Annotated in this window: 9 protein-coding genes and 2 tRNA genes; 5 read left to right on the top strand and 6 right to left on the bottom strand. The window is 37.9% G+C overall.

All coding sequences use genetic code 11. The features are described 5' to 3' along the window. Positions 1 to 73, bottom strand: a tRNA-Asn gene (locus Q4493_RS15660). 69 nt (positions 74 to 142) lie between these two features. Continuing rightward, positions 143 to 218: transfer RNA gene (locus Q4493_RS15665), tRNA-Asn, on the bottom strand. A 581-nt stretch (positions 219 to 799) separates the two neighbouring features. Here Q4493_RS15665 and Q4493_RS15670 point away from each other — a divergent pair. Together Q4493_RS15670 and uvrB are read left to right on the top strand one after the other, a co-directional pair. Beyond that, positions 800 to 2,176, top strand: coding sequence for an MATE family efflux transporter (locus Q4493_RS15670; RefSeq protein ID WP_303454612.1), 1,377 nt, complete (start codon positions 800 to 802; stop codon positions 2,174 to 2,176). Then, positions 2,173 to 4,179: an excinuclease ABC subunit UvrB gene (uvrB, locus tag Q4493_RS15675; RefSeq protein WP_303454615.1), complete on the top strand. Its 2,007-nt coding sequence runs from the start codon at positions 2,173 to 2,175 to the stop codon at positions 4,177 to 4,179. Before Q4493_RS15670 ends, uvrB begins: the two co-directional genes overlap by 4 nt. An 18-nt stretch (positions 4,180 to 4,197) precedes the next feature. Here uvrB and Q4493_RS15680 read toward each other — a convergent pair whose 3' ends face one another. The 3 genes from Q4493_RS15680 to Q4493_RS15690 form a co-directional block, all read right to left on the bottom strand. Further along, positions 4,198 to 4,410 (bottom strand): hypothetical protein, encoded by a 213-nt coding sequence (locus Q4493_RS15680; protein ID WP_303454617.1) that lies wholly within the window; start codon positions 4,408 to 4,410, stop codon positions 4,198 to 4,200. 318 nt (positions 4,411 to 4,728) lie between these two features. Further along, positions 4,729 to 5,169 carry a MarR family winged helix-turn-helix transcriptional regulator gene (locus Q4493_RS15685; protein ID WP_303454620.1) on the bottom strand — a complete coding sequence of 147 codons (441 nt, stop codon included), beginning with the start codon at positions 5,167 to 5,169 and terminating at the stop codon, positions 4,729 to 4,731. A 13-nt stretch (positions 5,170 to 5,182) separates the two neighbouring features. After that, positions 5,183 to 5,680, bottom strand: coding sequence for a glutathione peroxidase (locus Q4493_RS15690; RefSeq protein WP_303454624.1), 498 nt, complete (start codon positions 5,678 to 5,680; stop codon positions 5,183 to 5,185). Positions 5,681 to 5,823: 143 nt separating this feature from the next. Between Q4493_RS15690 and Q4493_RS15695 the strand changes: the two genes are divergently transcribed. Further along, positions 5,824 to 6,711, top strand: coding sequence for an NAD(P)-dependent oxidoreductase (locus Q4493_RS15695; RefSeq protein ID WP_303454627.1), 888 nt, complete (start codon positions 5,824 to 5,826; stop codon positions 6,709 to 6,711). Between the two features lie 77 nt (positions 6,712 to 6,788). On the opposite strand, the gene sbcB is transcribed toward Q4493_RS15695, so the two are convergent. Continuing rightward, the gene (gene sbcB, locus Q4493_RS15700; RefSeq protein WP_303454630.1) at positions 6,789 to 8,255 is read right to left on the bottom strand and encodes an exodeoxyribonuclease I; all 1,467 of its coding nucleotides are present in this window, start codon (positions 8,253 to 8,255) and stop codon (positions 6,789 to 6,791) included. A 319-nt stretch (positions 8,256 to 8,574) separates the two neighbouring features. On the opposite strand from sbcB, the gene Q4493_RS15705 reads away from it, so the two are divergent. Next, complete coding sequence (locus Q4493_RS15705) at positions 8,575 to 9,609, top strand: efflux RND transporter periplasmic adaptor subunit (RefSeq protein ID WP_303454633.1); 1,035 nt, start codon at positions 8,575 to 8,577, stop codon at positions 9,607 to 9,609. After that, entirely contained in the window at positions 9,606 to 12,701 is a 3,096-nt protein-coding gene (locus Q4493_RS15710; RefSeq protein ID WP_303454635.1) for an efflux RND transporter permease subunit, read from the top strand. Before Q4493_RS15705 ends, Q4493_RS15710 begins: the two co-directional genes overlap by 4 nt. Positions 12,702 to 12,785 lie beyond the last annotated feature (84 nt).

The following is a 12,785-nucleotide window of genomic DNA, read 5'->3' on the forward strand; positions in this document are numbered from 1 at the left end:
CTCCTCAACCTGGACTTGAACCAGGGACAAACGGATTAACAGTCCGTTGCTCTACCAACTGAGCTATTGAGGAATAAACTTTTTAAACTTCTGTTTATTACGAAGTTAAAGTAACCGTTATAGAACCATTACTTATATAATGTGGCTCCTCAACCTGGACTTGAACCAGGGACAAACGGATTAACAGTCCGTTGCTCTACCAACTGAGCTATTGAGGAATAACTGTGCTGAAACATTAATTTGTTTGCAACTCGTTAACGGGGCGGAATATTAATAGCACCTAGCCGAGCTGTCAACACAAAATTTAGAAAAAAATCATTTAATTGTTCGTTTGCTTATTTTACGTTCAAGCTGGTGTTAATAACATCGCTTCTTGTATGTTCCTTATTCAATTAATTGTAATTAAATATTTTTATTTAGTTATCCACTTTTTCTGTGGATAACTATGTTAGTGAAAGTGTAATAAAACGTAATATAGCGTTGTTCAAGCAATCACTCATAAAAAGATATTTTTTGTTTGATGCTTTGTAGCCCTCTAAAAACATGCGCTATAGGTAAGTAAGTTTATAAAATAAACATTGGTGAGCGTTTTTTGTTCAAGCGAAAATTATTAACAATTTATGTGAATTATTTTGACTTGAATGGCCAATATTTCTATTTGAAATAAAAAATTAACCTTCATTAATCAATAAAAAACTCAACAGGATACGAAATTAAATATTTCAATAGCGAGTCTAGTAAGTATCTTTTACAATAAGTCTCGCTTTTGTACCGCTACGCTTAAAATAACTTATCGACTATGACAAATAAAAAAAATAACCATCAAATTGATTTATTAGTAGATCCGGTTGGCCAAACACTCAAACAAATGACCATTCCAATGATCTACGGCATGATTTTATTAATGACATTTAATTTGGTTGATACTTTTTTTGTTGGCTTACTGGGCACTCAGCCATTAGCGGCGATAAGTTTTACTTTTCCTATTACCTTCACTGTTATCAGTCTAACGATTGGCTTAGGCATTGGTACATCGGCTGTGATAGCTAGATCTTTAGGAAAAGGTGATCATAAATTTGCAAAATGTTCGGGTACTTCTGCGCTTATCTTAGGGGCAATCGTTGTAGGCTTATTGTCGTTTAGTTCTTATCTATATAGCGATGAAATATTTACTTTGCTTGGGGCGAGCGAAGCGTTATTACCTATTATTCGAGACTATACTGACTATTGGTTTTTAGGCAGTATATTTCTAATTGGCCCAATGCTGGGAAATTCGATTCTTCGTGCCAGTGGTGATACTAAAACGCCTAGTATTGTCATGGGGGTTGGCGGAATAATTAATGCGATATTAGATCCTATTTTTATCTTTGGTTTTGGCCCTATAGAAGCCATGGGGATTAAAGGCGCGGCTATTGCGACACTAGTTTCTTGGTTAGTTGGCACTGCATTTGTGTTATACATTGTTGGTGTTAAAAGACAATTAATTCATACATCATTAATTTTTATCAAAACTTTTGCTCAATCAAGTAAAGCGATATTACATATAGGGTTACCAGCAGCAGGAGCAAATATGCTAACGCCCATTGCAGCCGCTGTTTTAACCGCTATTGCAGCCACTTATGGTGAGTCAGCTGTAGCAGCGTTTGGCGTAGGTTCACGTATTGAGTCTATCGCTTGTTTAGTTGTTTTAGCGATGTCGATGACATTACCCCCGTTTATTAGTCAAAACCTTGGAGCAGGTAACATGCAACGGGTTAAAGAAGGCTACTTAACTTCGGTGAAGTTTGTCTTGATATGGCAAGTTATTATTTATGCATTATTAGTGTTAATTGCGCCGTGGATAGCAGATGCTTTTTCTAAAGAACAATCTGTTGCTAAAATCATCACATTATTTATTTATATTTTACCGCTTGGTTATGGTTTACAAGGGATTATTATTTTAACCAACTCATCATTTAACGCTTTGCACAAACCTATGACCGCTTTATGGCTGAGTATCGTTCGGTTATTTGTATGTTATGTGCCTCTCGCTTATTTAGGGAGTGAACTCTATGGTATTACAGGCTTTTTCATTGGTGGGGTTTTAGGAAATATGGTGATGGCGCTGATCTCATATCGTTTATTTGCCAAACAGTTTCAATTAACTGAATTGGACGTAAAGGTTTCTACATCATGAAAGACATGAAATTAGTTTCTGATTATACCCCAAGTGGCGACCAGCCAACTGCCATCAACAAACTTATGGATGGCATAGAGGCCGGCTTAGCACATCAAACGTTATTGGGGGTTACAGGCTCAGGTAAAACCTTTACTGTGGCGAATGTTATTGAGAAGTTAAACCGACCCACCATGATGTTAGCCCCTAATAAAACATTGGCTGCGCAGCTTTATGGTGAAATGAAAGAGTTCTTTCCTGATAATGCCGTTGAATATTTTGTCTCTTATTATGATTATTACCAACCAGAAGCCTATGTGCCAACCACTGACACTTTTATTGAAAAAGATGCGTCTATCAATGAACATATCGAGCAAATGCGTTTATCGGCTACCAAAGCGTTACTTGAACGAAAAGATGTCATCATTATCGCCTCCGTTTCTGCCATCTATGGTTTAGGTGATCCTGATTCTTATTTAAAGATGATGTTGCATTTAAGACAAGGCGACATTATTAATCAGCGTGATATTCTTCGCCGTTTAGCCGAATTACAGTACACCCGAAATGATGTTGCTTTTGCTCGCGCTACCTACCGAGTGCGAGGTGATGTTATTGATATATTTCCGGCGGAATCAGACAGGCTTGCTTTGCGCGTTGAATTATTTGATGAAGAAATTGAACGTATTAGTCAATTTGACCCTTTAACTGGACAGGTAGAACGCTCATTAGCGCGAGTAACCGTTTATCCTAAAACGCATTATGCGACCCCCCGCGAGAAAATTTTAGCCGCGGTTGAAAATATTAAAATAGAATTAAAAGACCGTTCGACCCAATTAAAAGAATTAAATAAGTTAGTGGAAGAACAACGTGTTGTGCAACGTACGCAATTTGATATTGAAATGATGACTGAACTTGGTTATTGCTCAGGCATTGAAAACTATTCTCGATATTTATCGGGCCGAGCACCCGGCGAAGCGCCACCAACATTATTTGATTATTTACCCGATGATGGTTTACTCATTATTGATGAGTCACATGTCACCGTTCCGCAAATAGGTGCTATGTATAAAGGTGATAGATCACGTAAAGAAAATTTAGTGGAATATGGTTTCAGATTACCTTCAGCACTAGATAATAGGCCGATGAAATTTGAAGAGTTTGAATCTCTTGCACCACAAACTATTTATGTATCTGCAACTCCCAGTAATTATGAGTTAGAAAAGTCTGCAGGCGAAATTGCCGAACAAGTGGTGAGACCAACAGGCTTATTAGATCCGATTATCGAAGTTCGTCCCGTTGAAACCCAAGTTGATGACTTACTGTCTGAAATTAATAAGCGTGTGGCGATTGGCGAGCGTGTAATCGCAACTACTTTAACAAAGCGTATGTCGGAAGATTTAGCTGATTATTTAGATGAACATAATGTTAAATCACGTTATTTACATTCTGATATCGATACTGTTGAACGAGTTGAAATTATTAGAGATTTTCGTTTAGGGCATTTCGATGTCTTAGTCGGCATTAACTTATTACGTGAAGGTCTTGACATGCCTGAAGTTTCATTAGTAGCCATTTTAGATGCAGACAAAGAAGGCTTTTTACGCTCAGAACGTTCTCTTATTCAAACAATAGGGCGTGCTGCTCGTAATATCAACGGTCGCGCCATTTTATATGCCGACAGGATCACAGGCTCAATGAAAAAGGCGATTGATGAAACAGAAAGACGTCGCTTGAAACAACAGAGCTACAATGAAGAAAATAATATTACGCCAAAAGGTGTTACTCGTAAAATTAATGATGTGATGGACGTAGGTCATCGACCAGAAGAAGCGCTTGTTCGCAATAAAAATCGTGCGGCAGAGCCTGATGCTAAATACCAAGTCTTGTCAGTAGCCGAGATAGATAAGAAAGTCACTCAATTAGAAAAAATCATGTTTGATCATGCTCAAAATCTAGAGTTTGAACAAGCGGCGGCGGTTCGCGATGAAATAAATAAACTACGCCAACAACAATTGTCAGCGTAGTTTTTAGCATTATTTGCGTTACTTGAGTTCGAAAATTGTATAGTGACCGATTATGTTTGCAATGCCATCACAATTACAATGGGTTAACTGGCTAATATCTTCGATAATTTTATCTTGAACATCGACAGGAAAGAGCATTAATTGCTCCAGATACAAATGGGCTTGAAGTTCATTATTTGCGTTCATAAACTCTGCGATACGGTTTGCGTGATTAATCCAAATTGCACTCATAGATATTTTCCTCATAGCAAACTGATCTAATTAACTTTGCGTCAGATCAGTGAATTAAGTTTAGGTGAATAATTGAGTGTTTTTTATACAAAAATATTCTAAAAATAAAAGTTCAGGTAAGAACTAATCTATAAATTTTTAACTCTCTGTAATATGTGATGTTTATAAACGATTTAAAGGCGTTTTTTTAGACGTTTTTTATTATTTACTTGGTTTAATTTAAGCGGGATGAAATTGATGAAGCTAGTATTGAATAAAAAAACACAGAAAACTGGTATCAACACCTAAAATGTTATGACTATTATAAAAGAGATTTTATCACTTTAAATGCTGATTAGTATTGCTTAATAATTCATCTAAATCTTGTTGTAATTGTGTTAATTCGACTTTTGTTAAGCCGGTAAGCATAAATAACTTTGCTGGAATAAATTTAGCTTTGTTTTTAATTTCTTTACCGTGAGCGGTTAACTCGATAGCAACAGAGCGCTCATCAAGAGTACTTCTGGTACGTTTGATTAAATCTAGTTTTTCCATGCGCTTTAATAATGGGGATAAGGTTCCTGAGTCTAATTCTAATATCGCACCAATATCTTTAATTGTTTTGGCTTTTTCATCTTGCCATAAAACCAACATAACTAAATACTGTGGATAGGTTAAGCCAGCCTCTTTTAAGAGCGGTGCATAGAGTTTAGTAATTGATTTATTTAGTTTATATAATCGAAAACATAGTTGGTTTTCAATATGTAACTGCTCATTCATGGTTAGGGAACACTTATAATAATTTCTCGATATCAGCAACAAGTGCTTCAGGCTTGGTAATAGGCGCAAATCGTTTGATCACATCACCATTTTTATTCACTAAAAACTTAGTGAAATTCCACTTTATCCCTGTGGTACCTAAGATACCGGGAGCTGTTTGTTTTAAATAATTATATAAAGGATGCGCTTGTTCACCATTCACCTCAATTTTACTGAACAAGTTAAAACTAATATTAAAGTTCAAATCGCAGAAATTCTTAATTTCACTATCACTGCCTTTTTCTTGTTGTTTAAATTGATTACATGGAAAAGCTAAAATTGCTAAACCACGGTCTTTATAATCCGTATATAGTTTTTGTAAACCTTCATATTGTGGAGTAAACCCACAAGCACTTGCCGTATTAACAATTAAAACTACTTTATCTTTAAAGTGTTCCATTGATACTTCTTCGCCTGAATGGTCTTTGGCAGAAAATTGATAGAAACGTTGATTTTGATGGTTAGTTGTCATTTGTTATCCTGAATTGCTCACAATTATATTGTGCACAATGTAATTGTTTTTCTCTTTTTTTTCAAGATAATATTTATTAGACACTACAGTTATATACTGAATTTACGTAGAATATCAATTACGCATTTTATTAGGAGTAAACAATGAAAAAAGTCGCCTTTATTGGTTTAGGTGTAATGGGATACCCAATGGCAGGGCATTTAGCCAAGGCGGGTTTTGATGTTTGTGTTTATAACCGTACCAAAGAAAAAGCGCAACAATGGGTTGAAGAGTTTGGCGGTCGTGCGGCTGAAACTCCGAGCATAGCCGCAAAAGGTTGTGACATAGTTTTTACTTGTGTTGGTAATGATCATGATGTGCGAAGTGTTGTTCTTGGTGAAGATGGCGTTTTGTCAGGTTTATCAACCGATGCCATTTTAGTGGATCACACCACAGCCTCGGCTGAATTAGCGCGAGAGTTAGAGGGAAAAACACAAGAACAAGGTCTTCATTTTATTGATGCGCCGGTATCTGGTGGCCAAGCAGGCGCTGAAAACGGTGTTTTAACAGTGATGTGTGGCGGCGAACAAGCTATATTTGAAAAAGTGCAACCGGTTATGGCAGCTTACGCACAGTTTAGTCAATTAATGGGCGAAGTGGGCTCTGGCCAGTTAGCGAAAATGGTGAATCAAATTTGTTTTGTTAATACCGTTCAAGGCTTGGCAGAAGGGCTAAATTTTGCCCAAAAAGCAGGTTTAGATACCTCTAAATTATTAGAAACGATTAGCAAAGGGGCAGCAGGATCTTGGCAAATGGATAATCGCGGTAAAACTATGTGTGCGCGTGAATTTGATTTTGGTTTTGCGGTTGATTGGTTAAGAAAAGATCTCGGAATGGCATTCGAAGAAGCAGAGAAAATTGGTGCAGAATTAACGATTACCAAACAGCTTGATGGCTACTATGAAGAAGTACAAGCCATGGGCGGAAATCGTTGGGATACATCAAGTTTGATTGCGCGTTTTAAAGCGCCAAATCCAAGTAACCACGATTAATATTATATTAAGGTTATTCTATGACTTAACTTATGGCCTAACTTTTGGCTTGAATTAGGGACTAATTTAAGCCATTTTTAGCCTTGTATATATTGATACAAGGCTTTTAACACCGCCATTTTACTTTGATTGTTTTCATGTTCATGCACTAAGTTTTCAATTTTAATCATAAACTCATCAGCACTTAATAAACCTTTACCGCCAAATTGAATTTTATTTTGGCAATATTGTTGCCATTTTTGTTGTTCTTCATTGGTTAATGTTAACGGGTAATTTCTTGCTCTATATCGAAATAATAATGTTGGTAATCGTTCATCTTGAAAGGTAAACGGGTGGCTAGATAGTTGCTCTGGCGGTAATTGATGCAATATTTCCATTTGCGCTTTATCAGCATGAGAGAAAAAATTCCCGCCATATAAGGCTTGTTCCGCATCAATGTCTTCATCGGAAAAATCATCCGCGGCAAAAACTTCTGCTAATTTTTCTCTTATTTCGAGGTGCTCTTTCAGTAACTTTAAATTGGCTAAACATCTCTCACGCGGGATCGCCAACCGTTCAGCATTTTCAGGCAAAAGCGTTTTAGCTGGTGCAACAATAGGGCATTTATTAATATGAATCAGTTTTAGCGGAATAGGGCTTTCATCCTCGGCTAATTCATCATGGCGCGTATATAAACGTGATTTAATTTCTGCAGCAGTTAAATTAAATAATGGCGAAGGATCTTGTGCTAAGTCGACACAAATCACCGCATTTTTATTAACTGGATGATAGGCTACCGGTGAAAACCAACTTGTACAGCCATGAACTGAAGATATTTTGCTCGAGGTATGTACCACAGGTGTCATGTTATAAACATCGAGTAACTCAGCTACTTGTTTTTTATTTTTTAAATTAAAAATAAAATCATATAGTTTTGGTTGTTTTTCTTTGATCAGTTTCGCCATAGCAATAGTCGCGTAAACATCGCTCATCGCATCATGAGCAGACTCATGACTGATATCATTGGCTGCGGTAAGTAATTCTAGTCGAAAACTGACGACTTCTTCTCCGTCACGTTCAACGGTTGGCCAATTAATTCCGTCGGGGCGTAAAGCATAACAAGCTCTTACTAGGTCGATTATATCCCAGCGACTGTTACCATTTTGCCATTCTCGAGCGTAAGGATCATAGAAATTACGATAGAGCAGATATCGCGTTACCTCATCATCAAAACGAATATTATTGTAACCGGCGACACAGGTATTAGGTTGTGAAAATAGCGAATGAATACGATCAGCAAATGCGGCTTCAGTTAAACCTTCGGCTAACGCTTTTTGTGGGGTAATACCCGTGACTAAACACGCTTCAGGATTCGGGAGGTAATCTTGTGGCGGCTGACAATAAAACATCTCAGGCTCACCAATGATGTTTAAATCTAAGTCAGTACGAATGCCTGCAAATTGAGAGGGCTTATCTAGCTTAGGAGAGATCCCCCACGTTTCATAATCGTGCCAAAGAATCGTTGGTTGGTTACTAGTCAATTTGCTGCCTATTTTCTTGCTCATCAATTGAAAACATTATCAAGGTAAGTTGAAAGCTAAACAACTGTTTTTTATCAATAGTAAAGGGTAGATGCGCTATTTTTCAGTTAATGGGTATTATTCTAAAGTACACAATCTGATCACAACCTACCATTAAGGTTTATTGAGTAAACATTGCGGATTATAACTATTTGTAATACGCAGAATCTTAGTATCGGCAACTTAGCGTTAATTCCCTGCGGTTCATCGTAATTTATATAAAATATTCAACTTTTTAATTCGATAAACAGTATATTTAACTTTTAGACTTAATAAATCTGTTCAATTAGTTAAAGGATATAGAATGAAGTTGTTTTGGTATTCATTATGGCTGTTTGTCTTTTTCACCGTAAGCCAAGTTTCTGCGCAATCATCAGGCGAAAAAAGCGCAGCGAATGTTATCACTTTGCCCATTAGTTTTGAAAATAAAACCAGCCGTGTAGAAGCCGTTGGAACAGCAGAAGCTATTCGGTCCGTTGTACTTTATCCAGCAGTAGCTGACAAAGTTACTGAGATTAATTTTGTACCCGGACAATTTGTTAAAGAGCGTGAAGTGTTATTACGTTTAGATTCACGTCGTCAAAAAGTCGCGTTAGAACGTGTCACTATTCAATTGGCTGATGCAGAACGTACCGTTAAACGTTTAATTGAAAGCCGTCAAAAAGAAGCGATTGCTCAAAGTGCTCTTGATGATGCGATAACTGCTCGTGACTTATTAAAAGTACAATTAGTTGAAGTAAAAACCGAATTAGAAGATAGAGAGGTAAGAGCGCCATTTTCTGGTGTGGTGGGGTTGACTGATGTTGAACCAGGAGATCGAATTGGGTTACAAACGCCTATCACCACTATTGATAACCGTGAAAGATTACTTATTAACTTTGATGCACCAGAAGCCGCGCTACCAATGTTACAAGGTAAATCTACGGTTGAATTGGAGCCTTGGCAAGCTCGAGGATCGCGAATTAGTGCACAAATAATAGAAGTAGATTCAAGAATTAACCTTACTAACCGAAGTATTCGAGTCAGAGCGCTTTTAGATAATAAAAATGATTTATACCGTCCTGGTATGAGTTTTCGAGTGATCATGCAAATGTATGGCGAAGCTTATGCCGTAGTACCTGAAGCAGCCTTAATGTGGGGTGCCACTAGTGCCTATGTGTGGTTAGCAGTAGAAGGCAAAGCTAAAAAGGTTGATGTTCAAATTCAACAACGTTTAACGGGCCGCTTATTATTGTTAGGTGAGTTAAATGCAAACGATCATTTGATTATTGAAGGTGTACAAAGTTTGCGGGAAGGTCAGGCCGTTAATGCAGTCATGTCAAAAGGTGAAAGTTTATGAGTCAACCTTTAATTCAAAATGATTTACCGTCGTTATCTATTCGTCGGCCAGTGTTAATTGTTGTTTTAAATTTACTTATCATTATTGCTGGCTTAGCGGCGTTTAATGCCATTGAAGTACGTGAGTTACCTGATGTTGATCGTCCCATCGTTTCGGTGACAGCTAATTTTCCAGGCGGATCACCAGAAACGGTTGATACCGAAGTGACTAGCAAGCTTGAAGGCGCCGTTGCACGTGTGAGTGGTGTTAAATCAATTAATGCTAACAGTGAAGAAGGCAATGCACGAGTACGTGTTGAGTTTCGACCCGGTATTAATTTAGATGATGCTGCCAATGAAATTCGTGAATCAGTGAGTCGAGTTCAACGTGAATTGCCCGATACTGTTGAACGTTTGGCTATTATCAAAGCGGATAATGACGCGCAATCAGTCGTCAGTATTGCAGTTTCAAGTACGACATTAGATTTAGAAAGTTTAACTGAAAGAGTTGAAACTGATTTAGCGCCCTTGTTTTTAAGTATACCTGGAGTTGCCGATGTACGTTTAAATGGTGACAGAGAAAGGGTACTAAGAGTGCTACTAGACCCACTTCGTCTAACTAGTTTTAATTTATCGATAACTGATGTTGCAGCAGCACTGCGACAAGCCCCGTTTGATGTGCCTGCCGGTAGTATGAAATCAACTGATCAGCAGCTGATTGTCCGCGCCGATGCTACTTCTATCTCTGCGGAAGAAGTAGCTGATATTATCATTCGCAATAATACTCGTATCGGTGATGTTGCCACGGTATTTTTTGGTCCTGCTGATGCAAATAGTATGGTGCGACTAGATGGTAGACCGGTAATAGGCTTAGGCGTCATTCGGCAAGCGCGCTCCAATACCATTGAAATTTCTGACGAAGTACTCGCATTAGTTAAACAGGTTGAGCATCGTTTCCCTGATTTGCAAATGCAAGTGACTTCTGATGATGCTGAGTTTATTCGTGGTTCAGTTCAAGAAGTGATCACTTCATTGCTATTAACTATCATCTTAGTTATCGCAACGTTATGGTTATTTATTGGCTCAGGAAGAGCGACGATTGTGCCTGCGCTATCAATTCCAGTATCACTGATTGGTGCATTAGCCGCAATATGGTTAATGGGTTTTTCAATCAATATATTAACTTTACTTGCTTTAGTGCTTGCAACAGGTTTGATCGTTGACGATGCCATTGTTGTTACTGAAAATATTCAGCGTCGACGTAGTTTAGGATTAGGTGCAAGAGCCTCAGCCGTTATTGGTACCCGAGAAGTATTCTTTGCTGTGGTTGCGACAACCGCGGTACTTGTAGCTGTTTTTGTTCCTATTGCCTTTTTACCTTCTACCGCTGGGCGATTATTTAGAGAGTTTGGTGGTGTACTGGCTATTTCGGTGATTATTTCTTCGTTTGTTGCATTGTCTTTAGTACCGGCAATTACCGCTCGTTTACCTGTAAAAGCAAATAATCACAATCGCTTGGCTAGTTTCGGTAATGTAGTTTTAGGCTGGTATCAGCGCTCTTTACATTTTGCACTAAATAAAGCTTGGTTTGTTTTTATCGCAAGTTTAGTGGCCGCCTTATCCGCTATCAGTCTATATAGTTATTTAGACAATGAATTAATGCCTTCTGAAGACAGAGGTAGTATTCGTATTTTTGCCCGAGGTCCCGATGGTGTTGGATTAAATTTTATGGATCGTCAAGCCCATAAAATGGAAGAAATTTTATTGCCTTATGTACAAGGCGGGAATATTGATTCTATTTATACTGTGGTGGGGCAATGGGATCCTAATATTGCCTTTGTCACGGTTCCACTAAAAAATTGGGATGAACGTTCGCGTTCTCAACAAGAAATTATTGAAGAAATTCGTGGGCCGTTATCAAAAATTCCAGGTGCTCCTGCACGTGCTTTTGGTTCTAACAGTCTTAATTTACGTGGTCAAGGTGGCGGTCTTGAATTTGCCTTAACGGGGCAAGACTATGATGAAATTTTTATTGCCGCACAAAGTTTCTCTAAAATTATCCAAAAAGAATTACCTGAGCTTGGTTTACCACGAATTTCTTATCAACCAAGTCAACCACAATTAAGGGTAAATATTGACCGACGTCGTGCCAAAGAATTGGGTGTGCCATTGTCAGATATCTCCTCTACTTTACGAGTTGCGATTAACGGTGATGATATTGCTGATTTAAATGTCGGTGATCAGGCTATCCCTATTATTTTACAAGCGCAGAGTCAGCAAATTAAAGATCCCACTGATTTAGCGAATTTATATGTAGGTTCAAGTAACGGCACTTTAGTACCTTTATCAAGTTTGGCTAATATTTCTGAAGAAGGTGTTGCTGCAGAGTTACAACGCCAAGCACAGCGTCGTGCTATTGAGATGGAAATGGAATTACCTAAAGATATCCCCTTACAACAAGTGGTAGAAAAACTACGTAGTTTAGGGGAAGCAAACCTACCAAGTAATATAGGTTTGATCTTCTTAGGTGAAGCTTTAACGTTTGAAGAAACCGCTCGAGATGTCACCTTAACGTATGTGCTTGCCTTTGTGATTGTTTTATTAGTGTTGGCTGCACAATTTGAAAGTATGAATAGTGCTGTGGTTGTTATGTCTACCGTACCGTTTGGTATCGCTGCTGCTTTATTTGCGTTGTTTTTAACCGGGACATCAATCAATATTTATTCACAAATTGGTTTAGTGATGTTAATTGGTTTATTGGCAAAAAATGCAATTTTATTAGTTGAATTTGCCGATCAATTACGTGACCAAGGCTATAGCGTTCGAAAAGCGGTAGAAGAGGCGGCGAGTATAAGGTTACGACCAATAACCATGACATTATTATCAACCTTATTAGGCTCATTACCGCTTATTTTATCAAGTGGTGCCGGTGCAGAAGCACGTAATGCGATTGGTTGGGTTGTTTTTGGTGGCTTAGGTATTGCGGTGGTATTTACGCTTTATTTAACACCTGTGCTTTATTTAGCTTTAGCACGATTTACTAAGCCTAGAGCCGATGAAGCGAAACGACTTGAATCAGAATTAGATGATGCAGAAAAACTCACGAATTTATAGTGTTACGTTAAATTCTATCTAGTTATCCAAAGATTAATCAAGGTGCTAATAGTTAGCGCCTTTTTTGATCTAAGCTAGGCAATA

Origin of the sequence: Colwellia sp. 1_MG-2023, from assembly GCF_030546755.1 — a bacterium.
Taxonomy (GTDB): Bacteria; Pseudomonadota; Gammaproteobacteria; order Enterobacterales; family Alteromonadaceae; genus Thalassotalea_H.